Origin of the sequence: Flavobacterium melibiosi (assembly GCF_048158545.1) — a bacterium.
Lineage (GTDB): Bacteria > Bacteroidota > Bacteroidia > Flavobacteriales > Flavobacteriaceae > Flavobacterium > Flavobacterium melibiosi.
Genome location: NZ_JBLNKU010000018.1, coordinates 1 through 19453, shown reverse-complemented (window position 1 = coordinate 19453; position 19453 = coordinate 1). Strand labels below are relative to the sequence as shown.

Sequence of the window (19453 nt, the reverse complement as noted above, 5' to 3'; positions counted from 1 at the left end):
ATTACCACAAAGAGATAGAAAAATGAAGAATATTAAAACACAGGTTGGGATTATTGGTGCGGGACCTGCGGGATTAACACTCGCCAATTGGTTAAGAAAACAAGGGATTTCATCCGTTATTATAGAACATCGCAGTAGAGTGTATAGCGAATCACGTGTGCGAGCGGGATTGTTGGAGCAAAACACGGTAGATATTTTAGAACATTTAGGTCTGGCAGACAGGCTAAAAAAAGAAGGAAAAGAACATCATGGAGTTCATTTGAGTTTTGATGGCGAGCGTATTCGCGTGCCTTTTGGGGAACTTACCGGTGGTCGCAATATTACGATTTATGGACAACAGGAAGTAGTCAAAGATCTTACGGATGCTTGGTTAGCTGGAGGCGGTCAGTTGTTTTTTGAAGCACCGGCAACCAAAATTGAAAATTTTGATACCGATCATCCTACGATTCATTTTGAATATGAAGGAGAAGCGGCTACCTTAGAATGTGATTTCGTCGCAGCCTGCGATGGTTTTCATGGCTTGGGTCGTAAGACGATGCCAAAAGGGTCTTACAATGAATTTACAGTGACTTATCCTTTTAGTTGGTTAGGTATTTTGGCAAATGTGGCTCCTTCATCCGAGGAATTAATTTATGCGTATCACGAACGCGGATTTGCTTTAAGCAGTTCTCGTTCCGAAAAAGTGAGTCGTTTGTATGTGCAATGTGATAATGATGATACGGTTGACAATTGGTCTGATGACAGGATTTGGGATGAATTATCGATTCGTTTGGGAACAGCGGATTGGGAATTAAAACGGGGTTCGATTTTCGAAAAAAGCATCACGCCGATGCGAAGTTATTTCATTGATAATATGCAAAGTGGCCGTTTGTTTTTGGCGGGTGATGCTGCGCATATTGTACCTCCAACGGGAGGGAAGGGATTGAATTTGGCCGTTGCCGATGTAAAACATTTGGTAGATGGATTGACTGAATTTTACCAAAACGGCACGACTACGGGTTTGGATTCATATTCCGAAACGGCTTTAAAACGCATTTGGCGTGCGCAGGATTTCTCGAATTTCATGACGACCTTATTTCACAAGCAAGCTGAACACGGATCGTTTACGTATCAGTTACAAAAAGCGAAATTCGATTACATTAAACGCTCAAAGGCGTATGCTACAACTATTGCGGAGAATTATGTGGGATTGCCTTTTGAAGCTTTTGAATAGAAAAGGAAATTATAACACTAAGGAATTAAATACTATGCCGCAAAGACACAAAGTCTCAAAGTAATCAGTCGGATACATAAAAGATATATCAAATTACCTTAAAATCAATTCTTTGATTTGAAATTTGCGTCTTTGTGTCTTTGCAGCAGAAACAAACTTAGCATTTGTGGTGTGGAATGGTTACAGGAAACCCAATATTTAAAATTATTTAGAAAAACAGCAATGAAACAAGTCCCTATTATAGATTTACATACCGCAGCCAAAATGGTGAATGAAGGCGATACTTTGCTTCAAGGCGGTTTTGGAATGACAGGAAACCCTGTTCACCTAATGCATGCACTTGCCGAAATTGGCACAAAAAACTTAACTTTTATTGGTAATAATACTGGTGAAGCCGGTCTTGGAGGTGGGCGTTTGTTGAGAAATGGACAACTTAAAAAGATGATTGGTTCTTTTTTTACGTCCAATCCAGATGCTGTAAAAGCAGCGCAAACGGGACAAGTGGAATATGAACTTTTGCCTCAAGGAACGCTTGCCGAAGCGATTCGGGCGGGTGGAGCAGGAATAGGCGGTTTTTACACACCAACATCCGCAGGAACATTAATTGCCGAAGGTAGAGAAACCAAAATAATTGATGATGTGGAACAGGTTTTCATCAAAGGAATTCGCGGAAACGTAGCTTTTATTAGAGCTTGGAGAGCTGATACCGCAGGGAATTTACAATACCGAATGACCGAAAATAACTTTAATAAAGCCATGGCAACAGCTGCTGATTTGGTTATTGCCGAAGTCGAAGAAATTGTTCCCGTAGGTGAAATTGCACCAGAATTTGTACATACACAAGGTTGTTTTGTGGATTATTTGGTCGAAGCTAAAATTACGCTGGAAGACTTAGGAAGTTCTGCTTCGGTTTCGACTTCCAAAAAAGTAGATGAAAGCCGAATGAATATGGCGAAACGGGCTTTGGCAGAATTGAAAAAAGGAGATGTGGTGAATTTAGGCATCGGAATCCCAACATTAGTTGCTGATTTGATAACTGATGCACATGGCATTATCCTGCATACCGAAAACGGAATGTTAGGCGTAGGCCCGGTTCCAACTGACGGTGGCGGGGCAATGGATTATCCTGTAAATGCAGGTAAAATTCCCGTTACGGCACTCAAAGGAAGCAGTTATTTTGATAGTACCGATTCCTTTGCTATGATTCGTGGAGGACATGTGGATACTGCGATTATGGGCGGTTTAGAAGTGGATGAATTTGCAAATCTGGCTAATTGGGCTGTTCCTGGAAAACCTTTGTTGGGAGTTGGTGGCGCCATGGATTTGGCCAAAGGAGCCAAACGATTAATCATCACCATGACGCATTCGAATCCTGACGGTTCTTCTAAGATTGTTCCAAAATGTGTTTTACCGCTTACTGCATCGGATGTTGTGGATTTAGTGATAACTGATTTGGCTGTTTTTTCTTTTGACGAAGGAAAACTGACCTTAATCGAAATTATGCCGGGAAGTTCTTTGGCAGAAGTACGAGCCAAAACGAGTGCGAAATTTATAGAAAAACTAAAATATTGAGGATATCAATAATTTTAAATTGACTCCAGCTTTAGCTGGAGGAAAAGGAATCAATTTGAATTGGCTTTAGCCAAAAAGTATGCTATTTTGGCTAAAGCCATTAAAAATCTGCCTAATTTTATTCCTTCAGCTAAAGCTGAAGGCAATTAATATTTTTAAAATCGAATATGCTTAATAGTTACGAAAAACTAAACTAGAAATTATGAATCAATCGTATATCATAGATGCAATCCGAACACCGATAGGAAGTTTTGGAGGTAGTTTGTCCACTGTAAGAGCGGATGATTTAGCGGCATTAACAATCCAAGAATTAGTAAAAAGAAACCCGAATATACCTGTTGAAATGATTGACGAAGTGATTTTGGGAAACCATAATCAGGCAGGTGAAGACAATAGAAATGTGGCTCGAATGGCTACTTTATTGGCAGGTTTACCTTATACAGTTCCGGCTCAAACGGTCAATCGCCTTTGTGCTTCGGGTATGTCAGCGGTTATAGATGCCTCTCGCAGCATTCAGGTGGGTGATGCCGATATTATGATTGCAGGCGGAATGGAGCACATGACGCGTAGCCCATGGGTGATTTCCAAGACTTCGAAGCCTTTTGGGAATGATGCAAAGATGTTTGATTCCAGTTTTGGATGGCGTTTTGTAAATCCCAAGATGGAAGCGATGTATGGCACGGATGCGATGGGAATTACGGCGGAGAATTTAGTCGAAATATATAACATAAGTCGGGAAGACCAAGATTTATTTGCTTATAATTCACAACAAAAAGCATTTGCAGCACAACAAAGCGGACGATTTGATGAAGAAATAATTCCAGTAGAGCTGATAGATAAAAAAGGAATAGTTACTTCGTTTTCTAAAGATGAATTCATAAAAGGAAACACTTCTATCGAAAAACTGGCGACTTTAAGAGCGGCTTTCAAGAAGGATGCAGGAAGCGTAACGGCTGGTAATGCAGCGGGTCTTAATGATGGTTCAGCCGCATTATTTTTAGCTTCTGAAAAAGCCATAAAACAATACAATCTGAAACCATTAGCCAGAATAGTTTCTTCGGCAATAGTAGGTGTAGAACCCAGAATAATGGGGATTGGTCCCGTAGGCGCTACCCAGAAAGCACTTCAAAAAGCAGGATTAACATTAGAAGATATAGATATTATAGAATTGAATGAGGCTTTTGCCGCACAAGCTTTGGCCTGTATCAGAATATTAGGACTTGACGATAATGATGTAAGAGTCAATCCAAATGGAGGTGCCATTGCACTCGGACACCCGTTAGGAATGTCAGGAACTCGGTTGATTCAAACTGCCGCAATCGAACTTCAAAAACAAAATAAAAGATATGCCCTTTGTACCATGTGTATTGGTGTGGGAATGGGGTATGCCGTGATTATCGAAAATGTGAATGTAAAATAGCGATTAAAAAAATCAGTCTATTTAATTTTAAAGAATGCACTACTAAATAATACCAATTATGAGTAACGAAAAATTAAGAAGTGAAGCTTTGGCTTACCATGCCAAACCACAACCCGGAAAGATAAAAATCGTACCAACAAAACCGTATGCAACCCAACGTGATTTGGGATTAGCATATTCCCCAGGAGTGGCTGAACCTTGCTTAGAGATACATAAAAATAAGGATGATGTTTATAAATATACTGCAAAAGGAAATCTTGTTGCGGTAATTACCAATGGTACAGCCGTTTTGGGATTAGGGGATATTGGACCTGAAGCTTCAAAGCCGGTAATGGAAGGTAAATGCTTGTTGTTTAAGATTTTTGCTGATATTGATAGCATTGATATTGAATTGGATACTAAAGATATCGACAAGTTTATTGAAACGGTAAAAATTATGGCTCCTACTTTTGGAGGAATCAATTTGGAAGACATCAAAGCACCGGAAGCTTTTGAAATCGAAAGAAGATTAAAAGAAGAATTGGATATTCCCGTAATGCACGATGACCAACACGGAACGGCTATTATATCGGCTGCAGCCTTGTTGAATGCATTGGAAATAACCAAGAAAAAAATAGAAGAAGTACGGATCGTTATTAGTGGTGCCGGAGCTGCTGCAGTTTCTTGTACCAAATTATACAAAGCTTTTGGAGCTAGTGCCAAGAATATCGTAATGCTTGATAGCAAAGGAGTTATTCGAAGTGACAGAGAAAATTTATCTGCCGAAAAACTGGAATTTGCAACGGACAGAAAGATAGATACGCTGGAAGAAGCGATGGTGGATGCCGATGTTTTTATAGGACTTTCGGTTGCTGATGTGGTAAATCCAGCGATGTTACTTGCTATGGCAAAAGATCCTATTGTTTTTGCAATGGCGAATCCAGATCCGGAAATTGCGTATGATTTGGCGGTAAGCACCCGAAAAGATATTATTATGGCAACCGGTCGTTCAGATCATCCGAATCAGGTGAATAATGTTTTGGGATTTCCATTTATTTTTAGAGGCGCGCTGGATGTAAGGGCAACTAAAATAAATGAAGAAATGAAAATGGCAGCTGTTAAAGCTTTGGCCGATTTGACTAGAGAAGCTGTTCCGGAGCAAGTGAATATTGCTTATGGCGAAACTCGCCTTACTTTTGGGAGAGATTATATTATTCCAAAACCATTTGACCCTAGATTGATTTCGTCAATTCCTCCGGCTGTCGCCAAAGCGGCTATGGAAAGTGGTGTTGCCAAAATGCCTATCGAGGATTGGGACAAGTATAGAGAAGAATTGTTGCAGCGTTCCGGGAATGATAATAAGGTGGTGCGTATGCTGCACAGCCGAGCCAGAATGAATGCTAAGAAAATAGTTTTTGCCGAAGCAGACCATTTGGATGTGTTGAAAGCAGCCCAAATTGTTTCTGATGAAGGAATTGCAGAGCCGATATTGTTGGGGAATAGAGAAACGATACTAGAATTAAAAAAGGAAATCGAATTTGATGCCGATGTGCTAATAATTGATACAAATACTGAAGAATCCTATGAAATGAGAAATCAATATGCCACTAAATTCTGGAACAACCGAAAAAGAAGTGGTGTGACGCTTTACGGTGCCCAAATAAAAATGAGGTCCCGCAATTATTTTGGGGCGATGATGGTACTTGAAGGAGATGCTGACGGAATGATATCAGGCTATTCCAGAGCGTATCCTACGGTGGTTAAACCAATATTTGAAGTTATAGGAAAGGCTTCGAATGTGAAAAAAGTGGCAACCGTAAACATTCTGACAACCGAAAGAGGTCCTATGTTTTTAGCAGATACCGCAATAAATATTGATCCTACTGCAGAAGAATTGGCAGATATTGCTCAAATGACAGCTAATGTAGCGACCACTTTTGGTTTTGATCCTGTTATGGCGATGTTGTCGTATTCTAATTTTGGATCTTCCGTCCATCCACATGCCACTAAAGTGAGAGAAGCCGTTGGAATTTTACATGCTAAAAAGCCGGACTTGGTTGTGGATGGAGACATACAATCTGATTTTGCTTTGAATACTGACTTGTTGCAAAGTAAGTTTCCGTTTTCTAAATTGGCTGGTAAAAAAGTAAATACCTTAATTTTTCCTAATTTAGAATCGGCAAATATTACATATAAATTAATGAAAGAACTCAATAAGTCGGATTCTATTGGTCCAATAATTATGGGGCTTAGTAAATCAGTTCATATCCTTCAATTAGGAGCAAGCGTAAATGAAATCGTTAATATGACTGCTGTGGCAGTGATTGATGTACAGGAAAGAGAGAAAAGAAAGAAAGCAAAATTGAATGTTTAGAGAATATAATTTTTTGAAGACGGTTCATTATTTTGATAAAATGAATGCAATAACTTTACCGGATGCCCTTTTTACGCACAGCAGGCAAAGTAATTGTCTTTCACTTTTTGCAATGCTGCTTTCGAACGTCCTTTATCATTTATCGCCCGACGCAGAATATCACCATCAGCAGCGGGCAGTCCTTCATAATGTAAAGCGATTTTAATGATTTGCACCCTATGTAAAAAATCAACTGACAAATTTATTTTGTGGACAATGGGGGTAAAATTTAACCAAAGTATAGCCAACTTCCAAAGGTTTAAGTAAATAAAAAAATCACTATATATTTGAATATATAGTGATTTAATATTTATTTTGATATGTTGTTTTGTTCTGCTACTTTCCGATGCAATAAGTAATATTTCTTATATTTAAAGGGGTGAGAAGGGTAGAGGTGTACAAAAGATGGATAGATGTTATCGAATTAATACTATTTATTGCTATTAAAAAACAATACATAGTCTAAAAGCTTGTTTTTTTCTTAAAGGACATAATTATCACAAAATCAGTTTTAGGTTACATGTCCATTCCCTCCATTGGGTCGGTTCCTTTTCGGAATTTGTATTCACTGTTTATAGCATAAGCACCAGTAATAACCACTTTTTTGCTTGGATCCATTTCCGATTTAATTTCAACCATGCCATTCATTTCCATTCCTGTTTCTACCATAATGTTTTCAAATACACCGTGTCTTTTTTCAATCCATATATAAGAGGCATTTTCTTCTCTTATAACAGCATCCGTTGGAATAAATAATCCTTTCACATTAGGTTGGGTTAATTTAGCTATTGCCTGCATACCCGGTTTTAAGAATAAGTTTGGATTTGGAACTTCCATCCTAATTAAGAGTAGTCTGGTGTCTGGATTTATTTCCGGGTTAATAAATGAAACTTTGGCATTTATTGTTTTATCAGGATAATCTGTAAATGAAATTTTTGCATTTTGTCCAATTTTTAAGCTTTTTGCATAGTTTACATTCACTTGTGATTCAAGCCAAAGACTATTTAAATCCGCTAATTTAAGTATTCCTAAACCTTCCATGATATAGCTACCTTCTGTGGCTACTATTTCTGTAACATATCCACTGGATGTACTGTAGAATATAGTGTAAGGAGAAACTTCATTACTCGTTTTTATACTTTCAATTTGGGTGTTGGACAAACCAAAGAACAATAGTTTCTGTTTGGCTGCATTTAGCATGGTTTTAGCATTTTTTCCAAAATCACCGGGCATTGTAAGTTGTTTATAGGCGGTGAAATAATCTTGTTTGGCTATCGCAATATCTTCGCTGTATAATTGATAAACCGCTTCGTTTTTACTAATATAGTCCCCTGTAGTTTTGAAATATAGCTTTTCGATTCGTCCCATTGCTCTTGCGGATATGGTTTTAACTTTTTCCTGATTGATCGTTAAAACACCCATATAGGTTTCTTCTAAACTATTTCCTGTTTCGGCTATAGTTTGCATTGTGATGTTACCCAATTTTATTTGCTGATCGCTCAAGGCTATTTCGTTAGCGGCTGATTCGTCATTTCGTATTGGCGTTAAGGCCATGTGGCAAATAGGGCATTTCCCCGGTTTACTTTCCTTTATCTGCGGATCCATAGCGCAAGTATAGTAAACACTTTCTTTTGTAGCATGTTTGCTATGATCTTCCTTGTTTTTAGTATTACAAGCCATTAATGCTGTAAATAGTATAAATAGGATACTGATTTTTTTTATCAATTTCATGTGTTAATTTTTATTGTTTTTTATTTGTCGCATTTAATGCCCAAAAAACATTTACAGTTTGTCTCAATTTAATTATTAATGGGCATTTCATGGCTATTTTGTTTTAATAAAGCTTTCGCTATCAATTAAATATTGTGCGTTTTTTGCAATTGTATCTTCAACCGAAATACCGTCTATTATCTGGATAAAATCATTAATCTCCATTCCTGTTTTTATCTCTTTCGTTTTAAAACCATCCTTCATTTTCATAAAAACTATTTTTTTATACCCAATGGTCACCAAAGCTTCTTTTTCCAGCCAAGTTGCTTTTGTCGAATTTGTTTTCACAACACCCTGTAATCGCAAACCAATGGGTAATTTTAGCGAACCGTTATTTAAATAAACCCTGATCCTATTGGTTCTGTCCGTCTGGTTGAATTGTGTTTCAATAAAATTTACCTTGGCAATTATAGGTTCGTTTTCGATAAATTCGGATGAAATATCGATAGGCTGGTTTATTTTAATTAAGCTATTATATCCTGGCAAGACATTAAAAACACCCCAAACTTTATCAGTATTGACTAATTTAAAAACGACTTCATTTTTTTTAATGTAATCTCCTTCTTTAATGGTTAAAGCTTCTGTAGTTATATTAGAATTTTGCATGCTGCCTTCTGTACTTTGGGTCATGCTTTCCGTTCCCTGAATGATTCCGTAAGCAGGACTATAAATGGAAATTACCGGATTTGCTCTTTTGGTGGAAGCCAATGCATTTATTTGATTAATAGTCATTCCGTAGAGCAGTAATTTTTGTTTTGATGCTTTTATGATGGAATGGTTTTCCGCATCATTGGAGATTAAATAGATGAAATTTTGCTGTTCGGTGAGTAATTCCGGACTGTATAAATCAAAAAGCTTTTGTCTTTTAGTTACTTTTTGGTATTTATAATTGACATACATTTTTTCTATCCTGCCACTCATTCTTGCCGCAATATTTACGGAGGAATTGGGGTCGTATACTACAATTCCGGGCAAATTTATTTCGCTGTTTATAATGGTGTCTTTTGGAGTGGTAGTTTTATAATTACCTAATATAAAATTATCGGTACGCTTTAAAAAATTCTCGATTGAAGTGCTTTTTATAGCATGACCGGCGTTTTCCTTTTTTACTAAAGTCATTCCACAAATAGGACAGTTACACGGTTTGTCCCGAATGATTTCCGGGTGCATCGAACAGGTGTACACTTCTTTTTGATGCTGCGTGTGTATTGGTTCATCAGACCTTATTGCGAAGTAATAGATTGCAAATCCGATAATGGAAATGATTATAACTATTAAACTATATTTTAAGTATCGGTTCATAATTATTTGGTTTCCAGTTGTTTTTCAATTTCTACCTGGGTGTTCAGTATGGATTGTAATTTGTCTAAAACATCCATTTGTGCCATATTTAATGCTTCCCAAGCGTCAAGTACCACAAACAAATCCCCGGTGTTGTTTTGCCAGGCTATAATAGCGGTATCATAATTTCTTCGTAAGGCTGGAATAATATTTTTTTCCGAAATATCATATTGTTTTTTTAAGTTTGTCAACTCTATGTTCATCCCTGAAATCATTCCTGCAGCTTCATTCAGAATCATCTGTTTTTGAAAGTTCAGGCTTTCGTTTTTTATTTGAAAACTATTGATGTTGGCTTTGTTCATTTTTGATGACCATGGTGCAAAAGGAATATTAACCATAAGCATTAAAGAGAATTGTTGCGGTTGCTCCCCAAAGGCAAACATGTGGTCGTACCTGACACCAAATTCGGGTAATAATTTTGCTTTTTCGGCAGCTATTTTCAATTGGTTTAAAGAAATTGTTTTTTCAATAGCTTTCACATCACTTCGTTTTTGAGAAAGTGCTGTGGAGTCTGATTTTATGAAATCAAAATCATTTAATTTATAGGTAGGATCTATTTCAAAAGCGATGTTCTTATCTCTTGCCATCAACGTGTTGAGCATAATTCGTTTTTGAGAGATGTCATTTTGTAACATTACTATCATATTCTCTAATATGCTGTATTGCGATTTTGCTTTATAATACGTTGGCAGTTTATCCATATTGTACTGATATCGTATCTCCATACTTTTAATCATATATTCCAAAAGCAATAAATTATCATTAGCAATTTTCACTTTTTTATTTAATATCAGCCATTGATAATAATTCGTTTTTGCAATAGCTTTTAATTGATTACTGGTGTAATTTTTGTTTTCGGCTTCGACAGAAGACATCGTGTTCATATAATTAAAATCGGCTTTTAGTTTGGAAGCATTTGGAATCATTTGTGTAACACCTAACATGAAATTGCCCATTCCGGGGTTCATTTCATCTGCCTTCCACATTTTGATATTGTAAGGTGTCATAAAAAATCCCGAACTCACTTGTGGTGCCATCCAACTTTTGGCTCCTTTTGCCGCAGCATCCATACTTTGTATATCGGCATCATACATTTTTAGTTGTGGATTATTTGTTTTGATATTGGTCAAAACTTCAGCCAACGAAAGTGTTTGCGCCTTAATAGTAATACAGCTTAAAGTCAAAACTAAAACGAAATAATATTTACTCTTTATCATTTAAAATATCTTTTTACCTAGTGTTTCTACTTCCAGAAATTCCCTATTGGTGAATATTAATCCTCAAACTCCTTTACTATTAGTTTACCGTGTTTTTTTAATTCGTATTCCCTGACCAAGGCATACAATACAGGCAATACAATCAGTACAAATAGAGTGGAGGTCATTAACCCAAAAACAAATGGAATTGTAATTGGTTTCATTACATCACTACCCGTTCCTGTGGCTAATAAAACAGGCATTAAGCCAATAATATCAACCAGAACGGTCATCAGCTTTGGTCTTAACCTTAAAGCAGCACCATCATAAATGGCATCTTCGATATCCTGTTTTGTCATTGATTTATTCTCGGCAGTAATCGTACTTACCTTTTTATGTATTGAATTATTCATGTAAACCAGCATTAACACACCCGTTTCTACTGCAACTCCGAATAAGGCAATAAAACCAACGGCAACGGCAACCGAAAAATTGACATCGAAGAAATACAGCGAGTAAGCTCCACCAACCAAGGCAACGGGAATTGCTGAAAGAACTATCAGGACTTCCCTGAAAGTATGGAATGTAAAATAAAGGATAGCCATAATAATGAGTAACACAAAGGGAATAATCATTTTCAATCGCTCCTGCGCTCTTACTTGGTTTTCGTATTGTCCGCTCCAACTTAAAAAATAGCCTTTTGGCAATTTTTTAATCGCTCCTTCGAGTTTCTTTTTGGCATCATTTACAGTACTTCCTAAATCCCTTTCCCGAACGTTAAAAAGCAGTGTTCCTCTTAGCATCGCATTTTCTGAACTTATCATGGGAGGCCCTTCAGTAATGCTGATATCAGCAACGGCAGAAAGCGGTATGGAACCATAATCCATGGTTTGTAATGGTAAAATTTTAAGCTTATGGATTTCATCACGAGCATCCTGAGCAAATCGCACATTGACAGAAAACCGTTGCCGGCCTTCGATGGTAGTGGTAACATTCATTCCTCCAACGGCTGTTTCAATAAACATGTTTACATCGTCTACAGAAAGACCATATCTGCCAATCTCTTCTTTATTTATTTTTATGTCAATGTACTTTCCGCCTACGATGGGATCCACATACAAATCTTTGACACCCTCTAATCCTTCCAATTCTTTTTTAAACTGTTGTGCTAACTTATTGATCGTGTCAAGATTTTGACCATATAATTTAATTCCCACATCGGTTCTAATTCCGGTTGACAACATGTTGATTCGATTGATAATGGGTTGTGTCCACCCGTTTATAACTCCCGGAATTTGTAGTTTAGCGTTTAACTCTTTAATAATATCATCCTTAGAGAAATCCGCTCTCCATTCCGATTGTGGCTTCAATAGTATAATACTTTCAATCATATTCATGGGCGCGTTATCTGTGGCTGTATTTGCACGCCCGGCTTTTCCGAGGACATTTTGCACTTCAGGTACAGTCATGATTAATTTATCCTGTACTTGCATGATTCGTTTTATTTCGGAATTGGAAACATCAGGTAAAGTTACAGGCATGAAAAGCAGCGATCCTTCATCTAACGGCGGCATAAATTCAGTTCCAAGACTGAGCACCAGCGGAACGCTTCCCAATACTAATGCGATACTTAACGCAAGAGTTGTTCTTTTCCATTTCAAACACCAACGGATTATCGGGTTATACATCCAAAGGAAAAAACGTGAAATGGGATGTTTACTTTCAGGGCGCACGTTTCCCTTTAGAAACAGTGTCATAAGCACCGGAACAAGAAATACAACTACAAAGGCAGAGCCAATCATAGCAAAGGTTTTAGTCCATACTAAAGGCGAAAACAGCTTATTTTCCTGTCCCGTAAGGAATAGTATCGGACTGAATGATACCAGTGTAATCAGTATGGAATTAAACACGGCTTTCCCAATCAGTTTAGATGACGCTTCAATTTTCTTTTCTCTTTCTTCGTTTGATATCATTTGTTCTAACTTTAAAAAAAAATTAATCTTCTTCTCCACTTATTGATTTCATTGCATTTTCCACCATTACAATTCCGGCATCTACTAAATCACCCACGGCAAGAGCAACTCCTGCAAGCGACATTATGTTTGAGGTGATGTCAAACCAGCTCATCATAATGAATGAAATAAGAACAGATATTGGAATTGTAATGACAACTATCAGTGCACTTCTTACATGCAGCAGGAAGATGAATAGGACGATGGCTACCACTATAATTTCTCCTACTACCGCTTCCTTCAACGTAGCTATAGTAGCATCAACGAGGTCAGAACGGTCATAAGCCGCTTTAAATTTTACTCCCGGAGGCAGGCCTTTTTCAATATCCGGTAATTTTTCCTTAATCCTTTCTATGACATCTTTTGCATTTTCTCCGTACCGCATCACTACAATTCCACCTACTTTTTCTCCTTCACCATTCTCATCAATAATCCCTAATCTTAATTCTCCACCCATTTGAACAGTAGCAATGTCTTTTATTCTAACAGGAACTGAGTTAATGGTTTTAAGCGGAATATTTTCAATTTCTTTTATGTTTTTGATATATCCCGATCCTTTAATGATATATCCAATATCCGATTGCTCAAATTTTCTGCCACCTACATCACTATTATTTGCTTTAATTTTTTCAGCAACCTCCATTAACGGAATGTTATGATAACGCAGTTTATTAGGGTCAACTACCACTTGGTATTGTCGTTGAAATCCTCCAAAGGAAGCTACTTCACTAACCCCATCAATGGTCTGTAAAGCAAAACGCACGTACCAATCCTGTAACGCACGAAGTTCTCCTAAATCATAGCCAGGGGCATCTAACGTGTACCAATAGACATGTCCTAATCCTGTTCCATCTGGACCAAGTGTAGGTATGATTCCTTCGGGCAAAAGACGTTGCGCATAATTCAATCGTTCTAAAACTCTTGTTCTTGCCCAATAAATATCTGTATCATCATCAAAAATCACGAAAACAAAACTCATCCCGAACATGCTATTGGCGCGTATATTTTTTACTTTAGGAATCCCCTGTAAATTGCTAACCAAAGGATAGGTAATCTGATCTTCGATGATTTGTGGATTGCGGCCCATCCATTCGGTAAAAATGATGACTTGATTCTCTGACAAATCGGGAATAGCATCAACGGGCGTATTTTTTACTGCATAAATACCGTAAGCCGTAACTGCTGCTGCAATGAGCAAAACAATAATGCGGTTTTTAAGTGCCCAGGTTATGAAATAATTTATCATTATTATTTTCTTTTAGTCTAAATTTTACACTTGAAACAAGTTTTATTATTCATATTGATCACTAAAGATTTTTCAAAATAAAATCTACCCGCTCTTCTGCCGGAAGTACAGGAACATGTACAACAGGAAAAGGTAAGGATTCATACACTGCTGTTATCAGTTCATGGATTTTCTTTTGTGCTGCCGCATTTTCATTCCTTGCATAATCATTTTTTAAGGGAAGGGAATCCATTATAAAAATTTTTTTATAGGAAATATTTCTTAATGCATCCCTTAGTTTGTCATCTACGGAAAGGTTTAAAAAACGATAATAGGCAAGTGCATCAGGAATTGCCCGGTCAAGAAAAACCTGGACGTGTGGTGCAATTTCTTTTTCTTGCTCAATCTGCATATCTAAAACACCCAACTGAAACTCCCGTTGGTTTTTTCTAACCTCTTCAATAGTTTTCCCTTTTAGCCGTTGTGTATCAAGAAAATGTCGGGCATGCTCCATAGTTGTAATATAACCCCGTTCTCGAAGTATATTAACCGTGGTTGTCTTCCCAGAACTTGGTCCTCCGGTTATGACATACCAATTGGTTTGCCTTGAAGGATTATTGATGATTATTTTTTCCATTTAAATACTGTAATTATTGATCCTATTACTATTTAATGTTGTTTTCTTTATTTCTCTTTAACTCAATCCATGTCCAAATTCCACCTAATCCATCTACAATTCCAAAAGATAAAAAATGCCAATCCGCTTTGCCAGTTACTATCAAGAAAGCGACAACCAGTGGGGCGAATAATCTTGTATGTATAGTGTATCGAGCAAAATCAATATTTCCCTTTAAGGCAGATTGCAAATAATAGTATGAACATATCAATACAAAACCAAGTAAGTGAAGCCACGGTTCTTTAGAGACAGGTAAACCCACCATGGGCAACACAAGATTTGATAAAAACAACAGAACAATTCCCATTAACAAGGAATACAAACCAAAAACGAAAATGCTTTTATTTACGCTGTTCATTGTTGTGCCATTTTTAATTTTTTACCGATCTGAATTACTATTAATGAAACCACACTAGCTCCAATTGAAATGAGCCAATCGTTAATAGACATCTCATAAAGCGATAACACTTTTCTCATTGTTTCAATCATATACATACTAATTAAAATGATTACCGAAATAGCAATCGCACCCCAAACATATTTGCTTCTGATTACTTCTGATTTGAAAAAGGAAGAACTGCTACTCATATTCAGTACATGAAGAAGCTGTGAAAAGATTAGCGTAAAAAATAAAATATTATTACAAAGTTCCGGGTTCCATGTTTCCGTTTTGTGAACTGTATAATGACTAAAAAAAACTGCGCCTACACTACTAGCTCCAATAACAATTGAATAAAAGAAAATAGTAACCCATCTTTTTCTATCAATAATAGGTGCGTCAATGCTCCTTGGTGGTCTTTGCATTATATCAGGGCTGCCTTCCGTTACTCCCAAAGCAAGGGCAGGCAAAACATCTGTAATAAGATTTATAAAAAGAATCTGAATTGGGAATAATTGAAAATGAAGGCTAAATACTGATGCACTTGCAATCACTAATAACTCACTTAAGTTACAGGAGAGCAGAAAAATCACAAACTTTCGTATGTTCTCAAAAATAACACGCCCTTGTCTAATGGCTATTACAATAGATGAAAAAGAATCGTCTTTTAGCACCATGTCTGCCACCTCTTGAGAGACCTGTGTACCTCTTAACCCCATTGCAATACCAATATCAGCTTTTTTCAACGCAGGAGCATCGTTGACTCCATCACCGGTCATCCCTACAATGTTTTTTCTTTCTTGTAAAACAGCAACAAGATCCAGTTTTTGTTTAGGGCTTACTCTTGCAAAAATTTTTGTATTTAACCAATTTGATTTTTCCTGTACCGTCAAATGTTCGTAATCGGTCATTTCTTTTCCTACCATTGCCTTAAAGTTATCCTTGCTTGCAATGCCAAGTTCAAGAGCAATATTTTTAGCCGTGGCTGGATGATCCCCAGTTATCATTATTACATTGATTCCCGCTGTTTTACATTCCTCGATCGCATCAAATACTTCTTCTCTTGGTGGGTCAATCATTCCAAACAATCCCACAAACACAAGATTTACAGCCATCTCACCGTCAGAAGACGTAGGATTATATGCGCCTGCAATTACCTTTAATCCTGAATTAGCCAGGTCTTCGGCTTTTTTCATCCAAAGCTCTTTTATATCATCATTCAGTTCTATGATACCTTCCGCTTCTAAAATACGATTACAACGCATTAGCAATTCTTCTGTAGCTCCTTTAGCATAAGAAGTAAGCTCCTTTTTAGACTGATGAAGTGTTGCCATTATTCTGGTTTCGGAAGAGAAAGGTTCTTCTTTTATTTTAGGAAATTGGCTTCGATAATCCTGAATATTAAAATTATTTTTCAAAGCAAATTTGAGCAATCCAATTTCAAGAGGGTCACCAATTTCTTTAACAGCACCATTGTTGTTTTGCAACTCTGCTGTATTACATAAAATGGCTATTCGATTAATAACTTCTAAAGCTTCTGGATTATTAGCAGATGTTATAATGGTATTGACTTCTATTTTATTTTGCGTAAGTGTACCTGTTTTATCAGTACATATTACATTGGTTCCACCAAGTGTTTCAACAGCCGAAAGTTTTTTTACAATCACGTTGTATTTTGCCATTTTCATCATTCCCTGTGCCAATGCCATTGTAGCCACTATAGGCAATCCTTCGGGTATAGCTGCAACAGCAAGCGCAATGGAAGTTTGGAGCATTTCAAGTAGCTTTTGCCCGTTCAGAAGCCCTGTAATAAAGATTAGGATTACCAATGCTACAGTTATCCAAATCAACTTTTTACTAAAATCTTCCAGTTTCTTTTCTAAAGGTGTAGCAGCTTGTTCTGCTGTTTGCACCATTTGTGCTATTTCTCCAAGTTCGGTATCCATTCCGGTTTCCGTAACTACCATATAGCCGTTACCTTTTGTAGCATAAGTTCCCTTATAGAGCGTGTTGTTTCGTTCAGCTAGAGTAGTGTCTGTTTCCAACTTTTCTATTTGTTTTTCTACAGGAACAGATTCGCCTGTTAATGCCGATTCGTCAACCTGCATTTGTGAGGCATTAAAAATTCTGCCATCCGCAGGAATCATATCTCCAGCTTCAACATAAGCCACATCACCGGGAACAATACCTTCCGCATTTATTTCTTCCAATTTTTTATTCCTCAGCACTTTGGCGGGTACAGCAGATAATTTTTTAAGTGTATTCATGGAACGCACTGCCTGGAACTCCATATAAAATCCAATAAGCGCATTAATCAGTATCACGGAAAGAATGGCAATACCATCCACCCATTCTTCAAAATAAAAAGATAAGCCAGCGGCGAAAACAAGTAACCATACAATTGGACTTTTAAATTGATCTAGAAAAATAAGCCAAAGTCTTTTGTTCTTTTTCTCTTCAATTTTATTGGGTCCATGTTCTTTCAAGCGTTTCTCCACTTCAGATGAAGATAATCCGCTTTCACCATCAGACTGCAAAGCAGCAATCACCGCTTCGGGTTCTATTGAATGTGGGTCACTATTTAGTTTTATGCTTCCCATTGTCTATTAATTGATTACAAAGCTGACTGCCTTCTTCAAGTATTGATTTAATCCGGGAAGATTCTATTCCAATAATGCTCAAATGATTTTCGTTATTGCAGATTTCTTTGCACAACACAATATCATTTTCTAATAATTGTTGCTTTTCAATTTTTGTAAGTGTAGTGAGACAGGTAACCGGATATAGTCCCAACGTATCAATCTGCTCTTTTAAACTGTCTTTTGCAGGAAAGTCCCATCCCAGCACGTGAAGACCGGCACAAGTTCCGTACTGGATTGCATCACTTGTAAAGTGTGTATTTGTTACTACCCATCCCTGATGAAATTTAGTACCATGACCCGGAAGCTGTATCCATGCCTCTTCCACATCTTTAAAGCGTGCCTGTATATAAAGAGGAATTTTTACATCACTCTTTGTTCCTGGCTGATTATGGTATTTGCATTCAATCATAAAATGATGGTTGTCTTTTTCAGCTATTACATCAATTTCATGATTCACACATTTACCTTTTACAATTTCATTCACTATTACAGTGTATCCCTGTTGTTTAAGAATTTCACCTATAAACCTCTCAAATGGATAACCTGATGGTCCCAATTCCATAATACCTCTTTTAAGATGATACTTTGCAGCAAGGGGACTTGAGATATCCTTAAGCCGATTAAATGCGATACGATAGATTTTTTTAGTTGAAATACCCGGATATAGTTTTGGCTGGATTTCATCAACAATTGATTCCGCCAAATCTTCTGAAGCTCCTACATTCAATAAAGAACGTTTGAGCTTTTCAGGAGAAAAGGGAGCCTGCTGACCACTTGCTTTAGTTATAACTATTTGATTTATGTTCATTTAGCTGATGTTACAATTATGTTCTATAATTTTTTTACACTTGTTGCTATATAACAAACAAAAGAAGTTCATCGTTTATAAAGCAATATGAACCAGAATCTTTTTCCTCTGTTAAAGGATTAGAAGTTTATTTAGTTGTTTGCGGAACTGGTTCTGTTAATTTCATACCGCACTTTGGACATTTGTCATTCATTTTGCCTTGCACTTCCGGGTGCATTGGACAAGCATACATTTTTTCGTGATTTTCCATTGTTTTAGTTTTGTCTTTCATCATTGTGTTGTCATTATCCATCATTGTACTGTCATTGCTCATCTCGTGGGAATCATCTGTTGTTTCTTTGGCTTTTTGATTACAGGAAACCAATACAAAAGCCATTACTACTGCTGAAAGAATTATATTTTTCATTTTTTTTTATTTTAAATTGTTAAACATGGTAATGTTAATATTTGGCAATTACCCTTTTATTTTGGGACATCATTATTCTTTTAATTATAATTAAAGCGCATCGTCAATAATTGTTACGATGCGCATTGGATTAAATAAATAAGATTTTAAAATTTATGCGACGGAATTATTTTTTGTCGCCTTCTTTTTTAATCATTTCCATACCACATTTAGGGCATTTTCCTGGTTTGTCAGAAGTTGTACTATCCATTTTACAAACGTATTTAGTGACAATTTCGACTCCAGCCTGACTTCCCTTTACAGCATGTTTATATTTTTTTTCGGTAGTTTTTATCATTTCCATGCCACATTTAGCACATTTTCCAGGGTCAGAGCTGACCTCATTAGGATGCATAGGGCAA

Annotated in this window: 16 protein-coding genes; 4 read left to right on the top strand and 12 right to left on the bottom strand. The window is 36.9% G+C overall.

Features of this window, described 5'->3' with window-relative positions:
• Positions 1-22 precede the first annotated feature (22 nt).
• The 4 genes from ACM55F_RS17540 to ACM55F_RS17525 all read left to right on the top strand — a co-directional run bounded on the left by ACM55F_RS17540 (position 23) and on the right by ACM55F_RS17525 (position 6558).
• Positions 23-1213: a 4-hydroxybenzoate 3-monooxygenase gene (locus ACM55F_RS17540; protein ID WP_416855118.1), complete on the top strand. Its 1191-nt coding sequence runs from the start codon at positions 23-25 to the stop codon at positions 1211-1213.
• Positions 1214-1435: 222 nt separating this feature from the next.
• Positions 1436-2785, top strand: coding sequence for a 3-oxoacid CoA-transferase (locus ACM55F_RS17535; RefSeq protein WP_416855117.1), 1350 nt, complete (start codon positions 1436-1438; stop codon positions 2783-2785).
• Positions 2786-2987: 202 nt separating this feature from the next.
• A complete protein-coding gene (gene pcaF / locus ACM55F_RS17530) occupies positions 2988-4205 on the top strand; it encodes a 3-oxoadipyl-CoA thiolase (RefSeq protein WP_416855116.1) in 1218 nt (405 codons plus the stop codon).
• 58 nt (positions 4206-4263) lie between these two features.
• A complete protein-coding gene (locus ACM55F_RS17525; protein WP_416855115.1) occupies positions 4264-6558 on the top strand; it encodes an NADP-dependent malic enzyme in 2295 nt (764 codons plus the stop codon).
• Positions 6559-6629: 71 nt separating this feature from the next.
• On the opposite strand, the gene ACM55F_RS17520 is transcribed toward ACM55F_RS17525, so the two are convergent.
• From ACM55F_RS17520 to ACM55F_RS17465, 12 genes are all read right to left on the bottom strand, one after another.
• Entirely contained in the window at positions 6630-6845 is a 216-nt protein-coding gene (locus ACM55F_RS17520; protein WP_416855114.1) for a hypothetical protein, read from the bottom strand.
• A gap of 268 nt (positions 6846-7113) precedes the next feature.
• On the bottom strand, positions 7114-8328 hold the full coding sequence (locus ACM55F_RS17515; protein ID WP_416855113.1) for an efflux RND transporter periplasmic adaptor subunit: 1215 nt from the start codon (positions 8326-8328) through the stop codon (positions 7114-7116).
• 93 nt (positions 8329-8421) lie between these two features.
• Complete coding sequence (locus ACM55F_RS17510; protein ID WP_416855112.1) at positions 8422-9669, bottom strand: heavy metal-binding domain-containing protein; 1248 nt, start codon at positions 9667-9669, stop codon at positions 8422-8424.
• Positions 9670-9671: 2 nt separating this feature from the next.
• Positions 9672-10925 carry a TolC family protein gene (locus tag ACM55F_RS17505; protein WP_416855111.1) on the bottom strand — a complete coding sequence of 418 codons (1254 nt, stop codon included), beginning with the start codon at positions 10923-10925 and terminating at the stop codon, positions 9672-9674.
• 56 nt (positions 10926-10981) lie between these two features.
• A complete protein-coding gene (locus tag ACM55F_RS17500; RefSeq protein WP_416855110.1) occupies positions 10982-12877 on the bottom strand; it encodes an efflux RND transporter permease subunit in 1896 nt (631 codons plus the stop codon).
• Between the two features lie 22 nt (positions 12878-12899).
• Positions 12900-14162, bottom strand: a complete 1263-nt coding sequence (locus ACM55F_RS17495; RefSeq protein ID WP_416855109.1) for an efflux RND transporter permease subunit — start codon at positions 14160-14162, stop codon at positions 12900-12902.
• Positions 14163-14223: 61 nt separating this feature from the next.
• On the bottom strand, positions 14224-14778 hold the full coding sequence (locus ACM55F_RS17490; RefSeq protein ID WP_416855108.1) for an AAA family ATPase: 555 nt from the start codon (positions 14776-14778) through the stop codon (positions 14224-14226).
• A 28-nt stretch (positions 14779-14806) separates the two neighbouring features.
• On the bottom strand, positions 14807-15175 hold the full coding sequence (locus ACM55F_RS17485; RefSeq protein ID WP_416855107.1) for a hypothetical protein: 369 nt from the start codon (positions 15173-15175) through the stop codon (positions 14807-14809).
• Positions 15172-17796 (bottom strand): cation-translocating P-type ATPase, encoded by a 2625-nt coding sequence (locus ACM55F_RS17480; protein ID WP_416855106.1) that lies wholly within the window; start codon positions 17794-17796, stop codon positions 15172-15174. The genes ACM55F_RS17485 and ACM55F_RS17480 overlap by 4 nt, the downstream gene beginning before the upstream one ends.
• Complete coding sequence (locus tag ACM55F_RS17475; RefSeq protein ID WP_416855105.1) at positions 17774-18646, bottom strand: restriction endonuclease; 873 nt, start codon at positions 18644-18646, stop codon at positions 17774-17776. Before ACM55F_RS17475 ends, ACM55F_RS17480 begins: the two co-directional genes overlap by 23 nt.
• A 127-nt stretch (positions 18647-18773) precedes the next feature.
• Positions 18774-19052: a heavy metal-binding domain-containing protein gene (locus ACM55F_RS17470; RefSeq protein WP_416855104.1), complete on the bottom strand. Its 279-nt coding sequence runs from the start codon at positions 19050-19052 to the stop codon at positions 18774-18776.
• 166 nt (positions 19053-19218) lie between these two features.
• The coding region (locus ACM55F_RS17465) for a heavy metal-binding domain-containing protein (RefSeq protein WP_416855103.1) at positions 19219-19453 on the bottom strand (235 nt) is incomplete at its 5' end.